At 71.7% G+C, this 18,374-nt stretch carries 14 protein-coding genes; 3 read left to right on the top strand and 11 right to left on the bottom strand.

Annotation, left to right across the window (positions count from 1 at the left end; all coding sequences use genetic code 11):
- Window positions 1–90: 90 nt before the first annotated feature.
- The 9 genes from OHA55_RS33915 to OHA55_RS33875 form a co-directional block, all read right to left on the bottom strand.
- Window positions 91–1,266, bottom strand: a complete 1,176-nt coding sequence (locus tag OHA55_RS33915; protein WP_266714023.1) for an inositol-3-phosphate synthase — start codon at window positions 1,264–1,266, stop codon at window positions 91–93.
- Between the two features lie 228 nt (window positions 1,267–1,494).
- Window positions 1,495–2,820: a ThuA domain-containing protein gene (locus OHA55_RS33910; RefSeq protein WP_266713869.1), complete on the bottom strand. Its 1,326-nt coding sequence runs from the start codon at window positions 2,818–2,820 to the stop codon at window positions 1,495–1,497.
- Window positions 2,821–3,162: 342 nt separating this feature from the next.
- Window positions 3,163–4,170: a sugar phosphate isomerase/epimerase gene (locus tag OHA55_RS33905; RefSeq protein WP_266713867.1), complete on the bottom strand. Its 1,008-nt coding sequence runs from the start codon at window positions 4,168–4,170 to the stop codon at window positions 3,163–3,165.
- Between the two features lie 10 nt (window positions 4,171–4,180).
- Window positions 4,181–5,389 (bottom strand): Gfo/Idh/MocA family protein, encoded by a 1,209-nt coding sequence (locus OHA55_RS33900; protein ID WP_266713865.1) that lies wholly within the window; start codon window positions 5,387–5,389, stop codon window positions 4,181–4,183.
- A gap of 125 nt (window positions 5,390–5,514) precedes the next feature.
- Window positions 5,515–6,555 carry a substrate-binding domain-containing protein gene (locus OHA55_RS33895; protein WP_266713863.1) on the bottom strand — a complete coding sequence of 347 codons (1,041 nt, stop codon included), beginning with the start codon at window positions 6,553–6,555 and terminating at the stop codon, window positions 5,515–5,517.
- Between the two features lie 17 nt (window positions 6,556–6,572).
- Window positions 6,573–7,592 (bottom strand): ABC transporter permease, encoded by a 1,020-nt coding sequence (locus OHA55_RS33890; RefSeq protein WP_266713861.1) that lies wholly within the window; start codon window positions 7,590–7,592, stop codon window positions 6,573–6,575.
- A complete protein-coding gene (locus OHA55_RS33885; RefSeq protein ID WP_266713859.1) occupies window positions 7,589–9,106 on the bottom strand; it encodes a sugar ABC transporter ATP-binding protein in 1,518 nt (505 codons plus the stop codon). The genes OHA55_RS33890 and OHA55_RS33885 overlap by 4 nt, the downstream gene beginning before the upstream one ends.
- Before the next feature lie 296 nt (window positions 9,107–9,402).
- On the bottom strand, window positions 9,403–10,584 hold the full coding sequence (locus OHA55_RS33880) for an ROK family transcriptional regulator (protein WP_266713857.1): 1,182 nt from the start codon (window positions 10,582–10,584) through the stop codon (window positions 9,403–9,405).
- A 291-nt stretch (window positions 10,585–10,875) separates the two neighbouring features.
- Window positions 10,876–12,036: an ROK family transcriptional regulator gene (locus tag OHA55_RS33875; RefSeq protein ID WP_266713855.1), complete on the bottom strand. Its 1,161-nt coding sequence runs from the start codon at window positions 12,034–12,036 to the stop codon at window positions 10,876–10,878.
- Window positions 12,037–12,489: 453 nt separating this feature from the next.
- Here OHA55_RS33875 and OHA55_RS33870 point away from each other — a divergent pair, with 453 nt between their 5' ends.
- Both OHA55_RS33870 and OHA55_RS33865 read left to right on the top strand, forming a co-directional pair.
- Window positions 12,490–13,980: a CehA/McbA family metallohydrolase gene (locus tag OHA55_RS33870; RefSeq protein WP_266714021.1), complete on the top strand. Its 1,491-nt coding sequence runs from the start codon at window positions 12,490–12,492 to the stop codon at window positions 13,978–13,980.
- 182 nt (window positions 13,981–14,162) lie between these two features.
- Window positions 14,163–14,702 carry a hypothetical protein gene (locus OHA55_RS33865; RefSeq protein ID WP_266713853.1) on the top strand — a complete coding sequence of 180 codons (540 nt, stop codon included), beginning with the start codon at window positions 14,163–14,165 and terminating at the stop codon, window positions 14,700–14,702.
- 60 nt (window positions 14,703–14,762) lie between these two features.
- Here the strand turns inward: OHA55_RS33865 and OHA55_RS33860 are convergent, their stop codons facing one another.
- A complete protein-coding gene (locus OHA55_RS33860) occupies window positions 14,763–15,185 on the bottom strand; it encodes a cytidine deaminase (RefSeq protein ID WP_266713851.1) in 423 nt (140 codons plus the stop codon).
- 5 nt (window positions 15,186–15,190) lie between these two features.
- Window positions 15,191–16,831: a glycoside hydrolase family 43 protein gene (locus OHA55_RS33855; RefSeq protein WP_266713849.1), complete on the bottom strand. Its 1,641-nt coding sequence runs from the start codon at window positions 16,829–16,831 to the stop codon at window positions 15,191–15,193.
- 243 nt (window positions 16,832–17,074) lie between these two features.
- Between OHA55_RS33855 and OHA55_RS33850 the strand changes: the two genes are divergently transcribed.
- On the top strand, window positions 17,075–18,340 hold the full coding sequence (locus OHA55_RS33850) for an amidohydrolase family protein (protein WP_266713847.1): 1,266 nt from the start codon (window positions 17,075–17,077) through the stop codon (window positions 18,338–18,340).
- Window positions 18,341–18,374: the final 34 nt, after the last annotated feature.

Below are 18,374 nucleotides of genomic sequence, written 5' to 3'. Positions count from 1 at the left end.
GCCGGGCGCGGGGCCCGGGTACGGGGGCCGCGGCCGGCGGTGCGCCGCCCGGGCGGCGCACCGCGGACCGGAACGTCGACACCAGGCTCCTCAGCACCCCTCCTCCAGGGCGGGGTTCTCCGGAGCGGCGGCGCCCGCCTCCGTGCCCGCCCCGTCGCGCAGCCGCTCGGCGAAGCGGAGCAGGGCCGCGTACTGCTCACCCAGGGCTGCGGGGCTGTCGCCCACCGGATCCTTGAAGTAGAACCCGAGGTCCTGCAACGGTCCCCGGAACCCCGCTTCCTGGGCACGCAGGGCGAGCCGGGCGAGGTCGATGACCAGCGGGGCGGCCAGTGCCGAGTCGCACCCCTGCCACAGGGTCTGCAGGATCATCCGGGTGCCGAGGAAGCCGTCGAACGCGACGTGGTCCCAGGCGGTCTTCCAGTCGCCGAGCGCGGGTACGTCGTCGATGTGCACCACACCCTGCGGTGTGGTGCCGAGAGTGTCGGCGAGGACCCGCTCCTTGCCCGCGTTCTTCGCCGCCGCGGCTGCCGGGTCTGCGAGGGCGGCCCCGTCGCCGCCGCCCAGCAGATTGGTGCCGGACCAGGCGCGGACCGCCAGGGCCCGCTGGGCGAACATGGGGCCGAGGACGGAGCGCAGCAGCGTCTGACCGGTCTTCCCGTCCCGGCCGGCGTAGGGCAGGCCCGAGGACGCCACCGCGTCGGCCAGCTCCGGGTGGTGCAGGCCCGTCGACGGGGTGAAGTTCACGTACGCGCACCCGGCCCTCAGGGCCGCCGCCGCGTACAGCGAACTGGGCGGCAGGGCCGTGCCGGTGGCGGCCGGCTCGGTGGACGACAGGTTGACGACCACCGTGCGGGCCAGTTCGTGTCTGCGTGCGAAGTCCTGGATGTCCCGGGCGAAGGCGGATATCAGCTCGTCGGGGTTACGGGCGTCGCCCGCCACCGGTCCGCCCGGCCTGATCTCCGCGTCCGCCGCGGCGAGTTCGGCGCCCACGGCGGCCGGGAGACCGTACGGCAGCACTCCCGCCGCCGCCAGTTGCTCCGCGCGCTTGGGCAGCGGGCAGTCGAGTACGTCGTGGCCGCCGAACACCAGCGAGGCCGGTGACGGCAGGCCCGAGGCGGCGAACGGGGGTGTCTCGGTGACCATTCCGGTGGGCGGGTGCAGACCGGCGGCCACGGCGGCGCAGCCGGCGACGGTGGTGGTGGCGACGGAGCCGCGGGCGCCGATCAGCCACACTCCCACCCGAGCCGAGGAAACAGACGCGGACATGACAGACATGGCAGCCTCCTTGCCGGGTGAATTCCCTGCGTGCCTTGCGTGTGCGGTGCGGTACGAATGCCGTGCGGGTCGCCTTGCGGATACCGGGCGCGTCGCCGGCGGGAACCGGCGTACGGCCCGGGGCGAAGACGGCGGGCGGGGGTACGGCGCGCCCCGCACGCCGCGCGCCCCTCCCGCCACGCTCGTCCGGTGCCGCTGCCGGCGGCACCGGACGTGGTGTCATCGGGGCCCGTGAAGCTCCTTGATCCGGATGTCGCGGAACGACACCTGGTCACCGGCTCCGTGGTTCTGGATGCCGAGGTGTCCCTCGCGCAGGCTCCGTGACGGATCGGTGTTGGTGAAGTCGTTGATCCGTACGCCGTTGAGCCAGATGCGAAGGCGCTCGCCCTCCACCCGGATCTCGTACGTGTTCCACTCCCCCGGCGGGTTCAGCGCGCGGTCGCGCTTCTTCCGGTCGGCGGACTTGAACCCGTAGACGGAGCCCGTGGTGCGGTCCGGTGTGTCGGTGGCGTCGATCTGGATCTCGTAGCCGTGGTCCACGGCCGACCACGGGTCGCCGGAGGGCGGGAAGCCCACGAACACACCCGAGTTGTCGTCGCCCTGCGCCTTCCAGTCGAGCTTCAGGGAGTACGACCCGAAGCTCCGGCCCGCGTACCAGAGCAGCCCCATCCCGCCGTCGGAGGTCAGCGTGCCGTCCTCCGACAGGGCGAAGGAGCCCGGCCCCGCCTGCTGCCAGCCGTCCAGGGTGGTGCCGTCGAACAGCGGCCGGTAGCCGTTCTCCGGCCGGCAGTCGGCCTGGGCCTCGCCGATGGCCCAGCGGATTCCGCCCAGCAGGTGCTGCCGGAAGGCGGGTTCGGCGTAGGACTCCTTGGAGTGACCGCCGCCGGTGTAGAAGGCGCGGCCGCCCCGGTATTCCTGGCACCAGGCGATCGGGTGGTCGCCGTCCATGGTGCCGCCCTGGTACGAGGACTCGTCGAGCGAGGCGAGAACGTGGGCGTGTTCACGCGGGTTGGAGCGGTAGTTGTACCACTCGTCCGTACGGTTCCAGGTCCGCGCCAGACCCGCCGTCGACGGGTGCGCGCGGTCCTCCACGCGCACCGTGGCCGGCTGGATCGCCGGGTGTCCCTGGAACCAGGCGCCGGCCAAACCGCCGTAGAACTCCCAGTCGTACTCGGTGTCGGCGGCGGCGTGGACGCCCACGTACCCTCCCCCGTGGCGGATGTAGCCCTCGAAGGCCCGCTGCTGGTGGTCGTCGAGGACGTCTCCCGTCGTCGACAGGAACACGACCGCGTCGTAGCGCCGCAGGTTCTTCGCGGTGAAGGCGGTGGAGTCCTCCGTGGCATCGACGGCGAAGCCGCCCTGCGCCGCGAGTTCGCGCACGGCCGCGATTCCCTCGGGGATCGAGTCGTGGCGGAACCCGGCCGTCTTGGAGAAGACCAGGACGCGCTTGGCCTCGGCCGGGTGCGCGGCGGAGGGGCCGGCCACGCAGCCCAGGAGCAGGGCCGCTCCTGCCACGGCCGTCGTCAGTCTGCCGGTCGTACGCATCACAGTCCCCTCGGCCGGTGGTGGAGTTCGAGCCGTCCGTGGCGAGGAGCGCGGCGCTCCCCCGGAAGAGCGTGCGGCGGCCCGGCAGGGTCACCGCCTCGCGGAGTCGCCGACGTCGGTGGGTGGTGGTGTGCGGGGGTGTGGGGGTGGTGGGTGGTGCGGTCGGTGCCGTGCACGAACGCCTCCAGAGTGGGGCTGGTCTGTACGGGCGGGCGCGGTACGCCGGGATGTGCCGTCGTCCCGGGGAGCGGAAGTGAGGATCGCGGGGCGGGCTCCGGGGCCGGGCCCCGGTCGTTGCGGGCCGGTGGCGGCCGGGGCGGCCCGGCCCCGGAGCCGCCCGGGTCAGGAGGTCTGCGTGCCGAAGGCCGCGTCGAAGGACGCCTTCGGCGGGTCGAAGTCGAACGCCTTGAGTCTGACCAGGGCCTCGGGGGCGCCCTGGAGCCGGTCCATGCCGGCGTCCTCCCACTCGACGGAGACCGGCCCCTGGTAACCGATGGAGCCCAGCATCCGGAAGACGTCCTCCCAGGGGACGTCGCCGTGGCCGGCGGAGACGAAGTCCCAGCCTCGGCGGGGGTCGCCCCACGGCAGGTGGGAGCCGAGCCGTCCGTTCCGTCCGTCCAGGCGCTTGCGGGCCTCCTTGCAGTCGACGTGGTAGATCCGGTCACGGAAGTCCCAGAGGAAGCCGACCGGATCGAGGTCCTGCCACACGAAGTGGGAGGGGTCGAAGTTGAGGCCGAAGGCGGGCCGGTGACCGACGGCTTCCAGGGCGCGCCGGGTGGTCCAGTAGTCGTAGGCGATCTCGCTGGGGTGGACCTCGTGGGCGAAACGGACCCCCTCGGCGTCGAAGACGTCCAGAATCGGGTTCCAGCGGTCGGCGAAGTCCTGGTAGCCGCGCTCGATCATCGACTCGGGGGCGGGCGGGAACATGGCGACCAGATGCCAGATGGCCGAGCCGGTGAACCCGATCACGGTGTCGACGCCGAAAGCGGCCGCGGCACGGGCGGTGTCGGCGATCTCGGCCGCGGCACGCCGCCGTACACCCTCGGCCTCGCCGTCGCCCCAGATGCGGGCGGGCAGGATGGCCTGGTGGCGTTCGTCGATGATGGCGTCGCAGACGGCCTGTCCCACCAAGTGGTTCGAGATGGCCCAGCACTTGAGCCCGTACCGGTCCAGGAGCTCGCGCCGCGAGTCCAGGTAGGCGGGATCGGCGAGCGCCTTGTCGACTTCGAAGTGGTCTCCCCAGCAGGCGAGTTCGAGGCCGTCGTAACCGAAGTCGCGGGCCAGGCGGCAGACCTCCTCCAGAGGAAGGTCTGCCCACTGACCGGTGAACAGCGTGAAATTGCGTGGCACGGGGGACTCCTCAGAACGCGATCGGGGTGTAGACGGAGTTCTTCTCTGCACTCTCCTCGACCGCGGCGAGTACCCGCTGGACCTGGAGCCCGTCCGCGAAGGAGGGTTCGGGAGCGCGCCGCTCCGCGATGGCGTGCACGAGATCGCGGGCCTGGTGGACGAAGGAGTGCTCGTAGCCGAGGCCGTGGCCCGGAGGCCACCATGCCTCCACATAGGGGTGATCGGGCTCGGTGACGAGGATCCGGCGGAACCCGGCGTGCGTTCCGGGTTCGGTGCCGTCGTGGAACGCGAGTTCGTTGAGGCGCTCCAGGTCGAAGGCGAGCGACCCTCGTTCTCCGTTGAGTTCGATGCGCAGCGCGTTCTTGCGGCCGGTCGCGTAGCGGGTGGCCTCGAACGAGGCGAGGGCGCCGGAAGCGAACCGGCCGGTGAAGACGGCGGCGTCGTCCACGGTGACCTCCCCGGTGCCGGCCGCCTCGCCTGCGGCGAGGCCGCTGGTGGGCCCGGCGGGCAGCGGGCGCCGCCGCACGAAGGTCTCGGTGAGCGCAGAGACCCCGGCCAGCCGTTCACCGGCCAGGTACTGGGCGAGATCGACGATGTGCGCGCCCAGATCGCCGAGCGAGCCGGAGCCCGCGTGCTCCTTGCGCAGCCGCCAGGTGAGCGGGAAGGACGGGTCCACCAGCCAGTCCTGGAGGTAGGACACCCGTACGTGCCGCAGGGTGCCGATCCTGCCCTCGGCCACCATCCGGCGGGCCAGGGCGGTGGCGGGCACCCGTCGGTAGTTGAAGCCGACCATCGTCAACTGCCCTCGTGCGGATGCCGCTTCGGCAGCGGCGGTCATCGCGTCGGCTTCCGCCACCGTATTGGCGAGGGGCTTCTCGCACAGCACGTGCTTGCCCGCGGCCAGCGCGGCCAGAGCGATCTCGGCGTGGCTGTCGCCGGGGGTGCAGATGTCGACGAGGTCGATGTCGTCCCGCGCCACCAGGACGCGCCAGTCGGTCTCGGCGCTCGCCCATCCGTGCCGGTCGGCCGCCGCCCGGACCGCGGCGTCGTCCCGGCCGCAGACGGCCGCCAGGACCGGTCTCAGGGGCAGGTCGAAGACGCGGCCCACGGTGCGCCAGCCCTGGGAGTGGGCGGCGCCCATGAAGGCGTATCCGACCATTCCTACGCGGAGCGGTGGCTTCGCCGCCTCCGGCCCTTCGATCTGCTCCAGGTGTCCCATGGGTGGGTCCTCCTCATCCTCTTCGTAGATCCGTGGGGGTACGGAGGCCGTGTCCGCGGCGTCCGTCCGGGCCCGCGCCACGTTCCGGGCGCGCGGGAGGGACGCCGCGGACACGGCCTGGCCCGTCAGCGGAAGCCGGTGGGCATGTACTGGTCGACGTTGTCCTTGTCGACGACGGCGGAGTAGAGCGTGATCGACGAGGGGATCTCGTACTCGGCGAGGCCGCCGACCCCCTTGGCCTGGCCGAGTGCGCGGGCCAGGTCGATGGCCGAGGCGGCCATCGTCGGCGGGTAGAGCACGGTGGCCTTCAGGACCCCGCTGTCCTGCTTGATCACCTCGAAGGCGGAGAGCGCCCCGGCGCCACCGACCATCAGGAACTCGTCGCGCCCGGCCTGTTCGATGGCGCGCAGCGCGCCGACGCCCTGGTCGTCGTCGTGGTTCCACAGGGCGTCGATCTTCGACTGGGCCTGGAGGAGCTGGGCCATCTTGGCCTGGCCGGACTCGACGGTGAAGTCGGCGGCCTGGCGGGCGACCTTCTGGATGTCGGGGTAGTTCTTGAGGGCGTCGTCGAAGCCCTGGGTGCGCTGCTTGGTCAGCTCCAGGTTGTCCAGACCGGCGAGCTCGACGACGCGGGCGCCGGACTTGCCCTTGAGCTTCTCGCCGATGTAGTGACCGGCGTTGAAGCCCATGCCGTAGTTGTCGCCGCCGATCCAGCAGCGGTACGCCTGCGGGGTGTTGAAGATCCGGTCCAGGTTGATCACCGGGATGCCGGCGCGCATCGCCTTCAGCCCGACCTGGGTGAGGGCCTTGCCGTCCGCGGGCAGGATCACCAGGACGTCGACCTTCTTGTTGATGAGGGTCTCGATCTGGCCGATCTGCGCGGCGGTGTCGTTGGAGCCCTCGGTGATCTCCAGGGTGACGTCCGAGTACTTCTTGGCGCGGCTCTTGGCGTTGTCGTTGATCGCGTTGAGCCAGCCGTGGTCGGCCTGGGGGCCGGCGAACCCGATGGTGACCGGCTTGCCGGGCTGGTCGTCGGCGGCCGGCCGCTCGGCGGCGGCGGGCTTCTCGTCCTTGCTCTCATTGCTCGTGCAACCGGTGAGCAGTGCTCCGGCGGAGATGGCGGCGCTCCCGAAGAGCAGCCCTCTGCGGCTGGTGAGGTGTGACATGACGGTGAACCCCTTCCTCAGGTCGTGCTCGCGGTGCGGCGCTGGACGAGCACCGCGGCGACGATGATCGCGCCCTTGGCAATCTGCTGGACGTCGCTCTGCAGGTTGTTCAGGGCGAAGATGTTGGTGATCGTGGTGAAGATCAGGACGCCGAGCACGGAGCCGGTGATGGTGCCGCGCCCCCCGCTGAGCAGGGTTCCGCCGATGATCGCGGCCGCGATGGCGTCGAGTTCGTAGAGATTTCCGTTGGTGTTCTGACCGGACCCGGAGAGGATGATCAGCATGAAGGCGGCGATGCCGCAGCAGAGTCCGGACAGCAGGTAGAGGTAGAGCCGCTGGCGGCGTACGTCGATGCCGGCGAGCCGGGCAGCCTCGGCGTTGCCGCCTACGGCGATGGTGCGGCGCCCGAAGGTGGTGCGGTTGAGCACCAGCCAGCCGATGATCGTCACGGCTGCGAACACCAGGACGAGGGGCGGGATGCCGAGCACGTACGAGTCCCGCTCGCCGAGGCCGAGGAGCCCGTCGACGGTGACGATCTGCGTTTTGCCGTCGGTGATCTGGAGCGCGAGCCCGCGGGCCGAGGCGAGCATGGCGAGGGTGGCGATGAACGGGACCATGCCGCCGAAGGAGATGAGCAGCCCGTTGACGAACCCGCAGGCCACGCCGACGAGCAGGGCGGTGAAGAGGATGCCCGCGAAACCGAAATCCTGGGTGGCCACCGTGGTCGCCCACACCGAGGAGAGGGCGACGACCGCGCCGACCGACAGGTCGATGCCGCCCGAGGTGATGACGAAGGTCATGCCGACCGTGACGACGCCGATCACCGATGCCTGGGTGAGGACGAGTTGGAGGTTCTGGGTGTCCAGGAACTCGTCCGGTTTGGTGATGCCGCCGACGACGGCGAGGGCGAGCAGTACCCCGACCAGCGAAAGGGTACGGATGTCGGCGCGGGCCACCAAGGAGCGCCAGACGGGGAGGGTGCCGGCCGGTCGCGCCTTGTCGGTGCTGTCGCGGGGCGGGGAGGCGTGCTGCGTCATGATGCCGGGCTTCCTTCCAGAACGATGTCGAGTACGCGGTGTTCGTCGAGTTCGCGGGCCGGCGCCTCGTGCACGACACGGCCCTCGCGCAGCACCAGCACACGGTCGGCGAGGCCCAGTACTTCGGGCACCTCGCTGGACACGAGCAGGACCGCGAGTCCTTCGTCGGCCAGCCGCCGCACCACCGCGTACAGCTCGGCGCGGGCTCCGACGTCGACGCCCCGGGTCGGTTCGTCGAGCAGCAGGACGCGGCAGCCGCGCAGCAGCCAGCGGGCGAGCACCGCCTTCTGCTGGTTTCCGCCGGAGAGCGTGCGGACGGGCACCGACGGGTTGTCGGGGCGCAGGGACAGTTCCCGGGTGGCCGCGCGGGCGGCTTCCCGCTCTCCGCGGCGGTCGAGCCAGCCGGCACGGGAGAAGCGGGAGAGCGTGGAGAGGGAGACGTTGCGGGTGACGGACTCCAGCATCAGCAGCGCCTGCGCCTTGCGCTCCTCGGGGGCGAGGCCGATGCCGGCCCGGACCGCCACGCGCACACTGCCCGGCCGCAACGGGTTTCCGTCGACGAGTACCTGTCCGGACGTCGGCCTGCGGGCGCCGTAGAGGGTCTCCAGGATCTCGGAGCGGCCGGAGCCGACGAGTCCGGCGAGGCCGACGATCTCGCCGGGGCGGACGGTGAGGTCCAGCGGCTCGAACTCGCCCGCGCGGGCGAGCCCGCGCAGCTCCAGGACCGGGGGCCCGGCGGGCGGGGACGCCGGCCGCCGGGGGAAGACGTATTCGACGTTCCGCCCGGTCATCAGGGCGACGATGTCGTGGGTCGGGGTGGCGTCGGCGGGCAGTCCGCCCGCGACCGCCCGGCCGTCCTTGAGCACGGTCACCCGGTCGCCGATGCGGCGGATCTCCTCCAGTCGGTGCGAGATGTAGACCACCGACACGCCTTCCGCGGTCAGTGATCCGACGATCCGGAACAGGTTGTCGACCTCGTCCGGATCGAGGGCGGCGGACGGCTCGTCCATGACGATGAGGCGGACGTCGTGGGAGAGCGCGCGGGCCATCGACACGATCTGCTGCTGTGCGGCCGACAGGTCTCCGACGAGGCGGGCGGGATCGATCTCGGGGTGGCCCAGACGCCGCAGGAGTTCGGTGGACGCGGCACGGGCGGCTCTGCCCCTGACCACGAATCCGGCGGTGGTCGGCTCGTGGCCGAGGTGGATGTTCTCGGCGACCGACAGATGCTCCACCAGGTCGAGTTCCTGGTAGATGGTGGCGATGCCGAGACGCATGGCGGCGATGGGCGAGCGCAGGGTCACGGCCTCGCCGCGCCAGTGGATGGTGCCCGTGTCGGGCTGGTGGGCACCTGCGAGAACCTTGATCAGGGTGGACTTGCCGGCACCGTTCTGGCCGAGCAGGCAGTGCACTTCACCGGCCTGGACCTCCAGGTCGACGCCGTCCAGGGCGCGGACACCGGGGAACGACTTGGTGATGCCGGACATGTGGAGCAGCGGTGGCTGGAGTGCCATGTGGGTTCCCCTCGGCAGACGTACGGCCTCGGTCAGGGCTGGAGCACCTGGTCGTGTCGGGTCGGATTCGGGCACGCGGGCGCGGTACGGGGACGCGTGGTGCGGATCGCGGCGGTGCGGTGGCTCGCGGTGCTGTGGCTCGCGGTGCTGTGCGGTGGCTCACGGTGCGGCGGGGTGGTACGGAGCGGCTGTGGCTCTGGAGAACGTACGGAGCTGTGCCGGGCAGGTGGTGCGAGCCGGGCGGGTGGTGCGGTGCGCTGTACCGGGGGTCGTTGGCCGGGTGGGCCGGGAGCGCCCTACGCGGGTGAGAAGAGGTGGTCGCTGATGAGCCGGGCGGCGCCGATGACTCCGGCGTCGGGGCCCAGTTCTCCGAGGACGATCGGCAGATTGCCGGTCGCCAGGGGCAGCGACTGGCGGTAGACCTGGGTGCGGATGGCCGCGAGCAGAGTGTGGCCGAGACCGGTCACTCCGCCGCCGATCACCACCAGGCCGGGGTTGAAGAAGGAGACGAGCCCCGCGATGACCTGGCCGACGTGGGTGCCGCCCGCGCGGATCAGATCGAGGGCGATGGCGTCCCCCGCGGCAGCGGCTGCCGCGACGTCGACGCCCGTGAGGGTTCCTTTGGTCGCGCGCCGGGCCGCGAGGTCTGCGGACAGGCCCTGCCGTGCTGCTTCGGTCGCGTCGCGGGCCAGGGCCGCACCGCCGAAGTGTGCTTCCAGGCAGCCCCGGTTGCCGCAGCTGCACGGCCTTCCGCCGGGCACCGCCTGGATGTGCCCGATGTCGCCTGCGCTGCCCGTCACTCCGCGGTGGACCTCCCCGCCCGCGACGATGCCGCATCCGATGCCGGTCCCGATCTTGACGCAGAGGAAATCGCTCACGGTACGCGCGACGCCCGCGTGCCGCTCCCCCATGGCCATCAGGTTCACGTCGTTGTCGACCATGACGGGGCAGCCGAGTTCCTGACTGAGCACCTCCCGCACGGGGAAGCCGTCCCAGCCGGGCATGATCGGCGGTGCCACCGGCACCCCTTCGGGGAAACGGACCGGTCCGGGAACTCCGACTCCGGCGCCGTCGAACCCCTCCGCGAGCCCCGATTTCCTCAGTTCCGCCGCCAGCGCGAGCACCTGCTCGAAGACCGCGACCGGGCCTTCGCGTACGTCCATGGGCCGGCTGAGATGACCGAGTACCTCCAGTTCGGCGTTGGTGACGGCGACGTCGACCGAGGTCGCGCCGATGTCCGCACCGAGGAAGCGGAGACCGGGGTCGAGCCTGACGTTGTGGGACCTGCGCCCGCCGCGCGAGGCGGCCAGGCCGTCGGCTGCCACCAGCCCGGTTTCCAACAGCCGGTCCACTTCCACGGCCAGTTTCGACCGGGAGAGATCGACCTGTTCACCGAGCTGAGCGCGGGAGTGGGGGCCGTGGTCGCGCAACACCTTGAGCAGCCGGGCCTGGTGGGCATTCGCGGGTCTCGCCGTCATGCGTTTCACGCCTCCCTCCCCAGGGCCGCCCCGAGGGGCTGTCCCCATTCCCGGTGGCCGGCCACAACTCGGCCCGGTGGCCGAGCTTTTGAGGACTCAGCCCGCCGGATTCGGCTTTCGGTGGGAACGTAGCAGCCTCTGCCGGAGCCGGGAAGAAGTCCTGCAGCGATTGGCCCCGACTTTTTCCGCTCCGAGGACAAAGCCGCCGCGGGTGACCGTGCGTCACGCTCCGCGGCGGCTACGGTCGCCCCACAGGAGCGGGAGCGCTCCCACGCGCTCCCGCTCCTGCCGTCACTTCCGCGCGAGCACCGTGGCGAGCGCGGCCGCACCGATCAGCTCAGCGTCCTTTCCCAGCTGGGCCGGGAGGATGTCGAGGGAGGCGGCGATCGCGGGCTGGGCACTGCGGTGCACGGTCGTGGCGACTCCTTCCAGGAGTGCGTTTCCGGCGGCACCGAGCTCGCCACCGATGATGACGGCGGCCGGATTGAGCAGGTTGCTCAGGACGGACAGCACCTCGCCGAGGATGCGGCCCGCGTCGTTGAGGATCCGCCAGGTGGTGGGATCGTCGTCCAGCCCGTCTCCGAAGGAGAGGCCGGAGAACGGGCCGGGACGGGTGTGGGCGATCTGCGCCCTGACCGACTCGACCGAGACCACCGCCTCCAGACAGCCACGCCTGCCGCACCGGCACAGCTCCGTGTAGCCCGGCAGCGGGGTGTGCCCGATCTCCCCGGCGAACCCGAGAGCTCCGCGGTACGGCTCGCCGCCGAGCACCATCCCCGCCCCGATGCCGTGGGACGCCTTCACGTACAGGAAGTCGGAGTAGCCCTGGCCCGCGCCGCACCGAAGTTCGCCGTAGGCCCCGAGGACGGCGTCGTTCTCGACGTGCACCGTGAGGCCCAGCCGTCGTTCCAGCTCCTTGCCGGGGTCGAGGCCGACCCAGCTGGAGAGGATGGTGGGCGACCGGACGAGCCCCGTGGCGGAGTCGAGCGGTCCCGGGATGCCGGCGACCACGGTGGCGTGGTCGTCGACGGCGTGCTCGGCGCGGAGTTCCCCGAGCATGTCCGCCGCCGCGTCCATGGCCTCGGAGGCACGCAGGTCGACGTCGAGGTCGGCGCTCCGCCGGGCCAGCATCCGGCCCGTGCCGTCGACGACGGCGACCTTGATGTGGGTGTGCCCGAAGTCGAGCGCCACGGAGCTGCCCCCGCCGGGGACGCATCTCAGCACGCCCGCCGGTCGCCCGCTGCCACTCCCCGGCCCCTTGGCCTCCGGGTCCTCTTCGACCACGCGTTCCTCGGCGACGAGCCGGGAGACCGCGTGGTTGACCGTGCTGCGGGAAAGTCCGGTGGCTTCCACGAGTTGCGCGCGCGTGAGAGCACCGCCGCTCTGGATGACCCGGAAGATCTCTTCCCTGGTTCTGTTGCGGGGTGAGGAGCGAGTGGAAGCCACATCCATGGTCCGATGATAATGGCACGTTCAGATTTTACCCATCATTGGCCAAAGAGGCCTTCCGCGTTCACACAGAACCCTGGAACCACCCCCCTTTTAGGCATTGACCGCCCAAAAGATGTCCCATAGTCCCCCCTTTGGGGTAACAGGCGCGTCGACACAGCCCTTGTGCGGCTCGGCACCGGAAAACCGATGCATTTCCGCCACTGTCGATACTTCGAGTCGCCATGCGCGGCTCACACCTCGTTCACCGAGCTCGCCAAGAGTCGGAAAGCAAGCGCGTTCAACCACCACCTACTTTGCTGAGGACGACCCATGTGCCTTGATGGACACTGCGAGCACCAGGTGGACATCCTCCGCCCCGACGCCGAGCCGGCCGCCGGGACCGGCAACGGCCCGGGGCGCCGCGGGCTGCTGGCCGCGGGCGTCGCCGGTGCTGCTGCCGTGACTCTCGCCCCGATGACGTTCGCGCGCCCGGCCCAGGCGGCCGAGTCGGCCACCCCGGGCACCCCCGGAACCGAGACGACGCACACCATCAGCGGTCATCTGGCCACCGGCGTAGCCGACTTCGTCCACCTCCCCGTGGAAGTGCCCTCCGGCGTGGCGAAGATCGCCGTGTCGTACTCCTACGACAAGCCCGCGGTCCCCTCCGGGACGCCCGGCAACTCCTGCGACATCGGCATCTTCGACGCGCGCGGCATCGACCTCGGCGGACGCGGCTTCCGGGGCTGGTCGGGTGGCTCCCGTACCTCCTTCGAGATCAGCAACGGCGCGGCCACCCCGGGCTACCTGCCGGGCAAGGTCGGCCGCGGCACCTGGCACATCGTGCTCGGCCCCTACCAGGTCGCCCCGCAGGGGCTGAACTACCAGGTCCAGGTGACCCTGACCTACGGCGAGCCCGGCCCGGCCGCTCCGCGCAACTTCCCGCCGCAGCGCGCCCGGGGCCGCGGCCGCGCCTGGTACCGGGGCGACTGCCACCTGCACACGGTCCACTCCGACGGCAAGCGTCTGCCCGCCGAAGTGGCGGCCGGCGCCCGGGAGGCGGGGCTGGACTTCATGGTCTCCACCGACCACAACACCTCGTCCGCGCACGCGGTGTGGGGCGACTACGCCGGTTCCGATCTGCTGATCATCACCGGCGAGGAGGTCACCACCCGCAACGGCCACTGGCTCGCCCTCGGCCTGCCCGCCGGCGAGTGGATCGACTGGCGCTACCGCAACCGCGACGACGCCTTCCCGCGCTTCGCCCGTCAGGTGCGCCGCGGCGGCGGCCTGGTGGTGCCCGCCCACATGTACTGCGCCTACGTGGCGAGCCAGTGGAAGTTCGGCTTCGACGACGCCGACGCCACCGAGGTGTGGACCGGCCCGTGGACGTACGACGACGAGCACGCCATCAGCACCTGGGACCAGAAGATCGGCGAGGCGGTGCGCTCCGGCGGCCGTTGGGTGCCCGCCATGGGCAACAGCGACGCCCACAGCACCCCGCAGGTCATCGGTCTGCCGCACAACGTCGTCCTCGCAGACGACCTGCGGACCGACTCGGTCATGGACGGAATCCGCGCCGGGCGCAGCTGGATCGCCGAATCCGCCGCCGTGGAGCTGACCTTCACCGTCAGCGGCGACGCGCGGCAGGCCGGCATCGGCGAGACCCTCACAGCGCCCGCCGACGCGCCCGTGGACGTCCGGCTGGACGTGAAGGGCGTACCGAACGGCACGGTCCGCTTCATCACCGACGAGGGTCAGATGCACCAGGAGTCCCTGAACGCCGAGGGCACGGGCACGGTGGTGTGGCGCACGACCGCCTCGCTCGCCGCGTACGTACGCGCCGAGGTCCGTCACCCGATGGCGAACGGATCGGCGGGGCAGGGCAACACCATGGGCGACGCCCTGATGTTCGGCCCGATGGCCGCCCTCACCAACCCGGTCTTCCTGAAGACGTCCGGGCACTGACGGAAAGCCCGGCTCGGGGGGCCCGCAGGCGCGGGGACCGGTTCACGCACCGGTCCCCGCGCCGTTTTTCGACCGCCCCTGCCGAACGGGGCGAAACGGCCCGCTCCGGTGCGGGGCGCTCTAACCTGACGGGACGGCGGACTTCCGTCGGGAGGTGCCGCACACCGTTCGGGAGGCCCCGCATGTCCGCGCCCGTGGCCGAAGGCCCCAACCCGCCGAGCTTTCCCCCGCGCACGCCGCCTCCGCCGAAGAAGCCGGTCTCGCCCCCGCCTCCGGACCTCCTCCGTGACGGGGACGACCCGGGACGGGCAGCGGCGGGACCGGTCCTGCGCGGGGTCGGGATGCGGAACCGACGGGGTGCGAACTGGTCGTACGAGTCCGCCGCTTGGGTACCGGCCAAGGCCCGGCGCACGGTTCTCGAACAGCTCGTGGTGTGGGGTCACCGTCCGGGGCCGGGTGCGGTCCGGGCGCTGGGCGCGGCCACGGACCTGCTCGTCACCACCGCCGTCGCCGACGGTGGCCGGAAGGTCAGCGTGCACCTGTCCGACCAGGACGGGCAGGCGTGCGTGGTCGTCCTCTCCCACCGCTGCGGCCTCGCCCCGGGACAGGCCCCGGACGGCGACGACGTCCTGCACCGGGTGACCGCCCTGCCGGGTGTGGAGGGGTGCGGGACGGAGACGGGCCCGGAAGGCCGGCGCCTGTGGGCCGTCGTCGGCCTCTGACCCGGGCGAGGCCCGGAGACGGCCCCGGGCCGGTGGGTGGCACGCTGGGCCGCGCGCTGATCAGTCGGCTTCGAGCTGGTGGTCGGCCCAGACGTAGGCCCCGGGGAGCAACTCGGTGATGGCGACGGCCCGTACGCGATCGCCCGCGCCGACGATGACCTCGATGCCGGGGAAGTAGTCGAGGAGTACCTGGCGACAGCGGCCGCACGGCGGCACGATTCCCCGGTCGCGGTCGCCCACCGCGACGACGGTGTCCAGTTCGTACGCCCCTTGGGAGGCTGCGGCGCCGATGAGGACCAGCTCGGCGCAGGGCCCACCGGTGAAGTGGTAGGCGTTCACCGCGGTGATGATCCGTCCGTCTCGGGCGCGTGCGGCGGCGGCCATGGTGTGGTTGTCGCCACGGCACCTCGTGCGGGCGGTGTGTTCGGCCGCCCGGACGAGTTCGTCGTCGACGGGGCGGGCCCGCTCGGTCGCGTGAGCCACCCCGGTCACCTTCCGGACCGGTCTTCGGCCTTGAACGTCGCACGGTCGTAGTCGGCGTGCCGGCCCTGTCCGGCGAGGTCCCAGACCCACAGTCCGACGAAGGCCCCCGTGAAGCCCATGGATCTGACCTGCCCTTCCTGGACGTCCTCGGCGTGCTCGTCGGAGAGCACGCCGGCGTCGGCCACTCCGCCGAGGGGGCGCATGCCGGACCCTGTGTCGTAGCGGAAGCGCAGCTCCCCACCGTCGATGTCGCAGCCGAGGTCCAGCCTCGTGACACCGTCCAGGGATACCCCGCCGGCCTCGTCGACGGTCAGCACGCCCCGGTCGCTGCTCGCCGTGCGCAGCACGGGCCGGCCCTCGTCGTCGGCGGTGACGTACAGGTAGTACCAGTTGCGGGTGTTGTAGTACGCGGTGATCCCCGCGAGGTGCTGGAATCCCCCGGGGCGGCACTCCATGGTGACGTCGAAGGAGCAGCGGGGCGCGGTCACGCGCTGGGCCACCAGGCTGGGACCGACGAGGCTGTGCGGGGCACGCCCTCCGCGTATCCGCAGGTGGGAGGGGCGGTCGGTGAGCGACAACCAGTCCGGTGCGGCGGGGCGCCGGAGCGTGGACCACTGGGCCCCGAGGGTGGGCCGGTCGAAGTCGTCGTCGACCTGAGTACCCGGTGCCGGAGTGCGCTCCCGGTCCTCCTGCGGCCGTACGGAGACGGGGGCCGGTACCTCCGCGGCCGGTTCGCCGGTCGGGACGCGGGGCCAGTCGTCGGCGGTCCAGGTCACGGGTGCCAGCGCCGTCTCCCGGCCCAGTACGCACGGCCCGCGCAGGCCGAGCGGACGGGAGACGAGGTAGGCGAGGTAGAACTCCCCGTCGGGTGTCGTCACCAGGCTGCCGTGTCCGGCCTTCTGCAGGGGCAGTTCGGGGCGGTGGCGTGCGGTGATGAGCGGGCCGCCCGGGTCGCGTTCGTACGGGCCGGCGAGGGTACGGGAGCGGGAGACGGTCACCTGGTGGTCGTAGCCGGTTCCGCCGTCGGCCGTGATCAGGTAGTACCAGTCGCCGACGCGATAGAGGTTCGGGCCCTCGATCCAGCCGTCCCCGGGCGGCAGGTCGATGCGGACGGGGTCGCCGCTCAGGGCGCGGGCCGAGCGGTCGTAGCGGGTCGCTTCCAGGCCGGCGGATCCGCCGTGCCCCGGCCGCCAGTCGTGAACGAGGTTGATCAGCCAGCTGTCGGGGCCGTCGTGGAAGAGGGACGCGTCGAAGCCACGGGCGTGCAGGGGGACGGCCTCGGACCAGGGGCCGTGGACCGAGGGGGCGGTGACCAGGTAGTTGGGGGCGTCGGAGAAGCCGCCGGTGTAGGTCGACACGTTGCTGTAGACGAGGTGGAAGAGCCCGTCCGCGTGGCTCAGGCTGGGGGCCCATACGCCGCCGGAGTCGGGGCAGCCGGTCAGGTCGAGCGCCGGCGGGCCGTCGAGCGCTCCGCCCAGCGGCTCCCAGCGGACCAGGTCCCGGGAGTGGTGCAGCCGCACGCCCGGGCACCATTCGAAGGTGGAGGTGGCGAGGTAGTAGTCGTCGCCGACCCGCACGATCGAGGGATCGGGGTGGGAGCCGGGCAGCACGGGGTTCCGTACGACCTGGGTGGATCCGTCTCGCACGCGCTTCGCAGCCTTCCGTTCCCACCCGTCACCCGGGCTCGTGACGATCACGGTGGACCGTAGCGTCGAACACACGTATCGACAAGCGTCCTTCTCCCGACGAGGCATCACCGCTTTGAAGGATGTTTCGTGACAAAGTGCGCGCGGTAGGCAGAGGAATCGACCCGGGCGCTCCACTCCGGCACGGCAGGCGTCTTGCGTCCTCGGTACCTCCGTGTCCGTTTTCGGCAGAGAGAGGAACCCATGGGCTCCGTACCGATCCTGATCCGCGACGTCCGTGTCTTCGACGGGCTGAACAGCGAGGTCTCCGCACCTCGGTCGGTGCTCGTCGAGGACCGCAGGATCGCCGCGATCGGCGGCGACCCGAAGCCGTCGGGAGCGCTGGTGATCGAGGGTGGCGGCCGGGTGCTCATGCCCGGCCTGACCGACGCGCACGTGCACCTCTTCGCCGCCGGGAACAGCGAGGTGGGGCTGGCCATGGGCAACACCGGCTCGGGCTATTACCAGGCGCTGGCCGAGGCCGGCCGGATGCTGATGCGCGGCTTCACCGCCGTGCGGGACATGGGCGGGGACGTCACCGCGCTGCGGCAGGCAGTGGACGCGGGCGCCTTTCCCGGCCCGCGGATCTATCCCAGTCAGGCGGCGCTCTCGCAGACCTCGGGGCACGGCGACTTCTCCTGCGCGTACGACGACGCCACGACGTTCGGCGGCGCGCCGTCCCGGGCCGAGGGGATCGGTTTCATGCGGGTCGCGGACGGCCGCGACCAGGTCCTCGCGGCCGTCCGCGAGCAGTTGAAGCGCGGTGCCACCCAGATCAAGGTCATGGCCGGTGGCGGGGTGACCTCGGCGCACGACCCGCTGGACGTGGTGCAGTACACGGTGGACGAGCTGAGGGCGGCGGTCGAGGCCGCCGCCGACTGGGGGACGTACGTCAGCGCGCACGTCTTCAACGACGAGGGGATCCGCCGCGCGGTCGCCGCGGGGATCAAGTCCATCGAGCACGGCCATCTCGCGTCGGAGGAGACCATCCGGCTGCTCGCGGACGAGAACGTCTGGCTGAGCACCCAGCCGTTCCTGGAGGGCGACCACTCGTACGCCTCGCCGGATTCGACGGCGAAGCACAAGGAAGTGTGCGACGGGGTGGCCCGGACCTACGCGTGGGCACGGGCCGCCGGGACGCGGATCGTGTTCGGGACGGATCTGCTGCTGGAGCCGTCCAAGGCGGCGCGCCAGAGCGAGATGCTCACGCGCCTGTCGGGCACCTTCGGGTTCTCCCCCGTCGAGGCGCTGAAGATGGTCACCTCGGGGAACGCCGGTCTCCTGCGGCTCTGCGGCGAGCGTGCCCCCTACAAGGCGGCCCGCTTCGGCGAGATCACGGTCGGCGCGTGGGCGGACCTGCTGGTCGTGGAGGGCGACCCCACACAGGATCTGGGCCTGCTCGGCGCGCCGGAGGAGAATCTGGCCGTCATCGTCAAGGACGGCCGGATCCACCGGAACCGGCTGGCCTGAGAGCGCCTTTCTCCTGCCGCTCCGGCCCGGTGGC

Origin of the sequence: Streptomyces sp. NBC_00102 (genome assembly GCF_026343115.1) — a bacterium.
Classification (GTDB): Bacteria; Actinomycetota; Actinomycetes; order Streptomycetales; family Streptomycetaceae; genus Streptomyces.
This window is presented reverse-complemented; position numbering and strand designations above follow the sequence as displayed.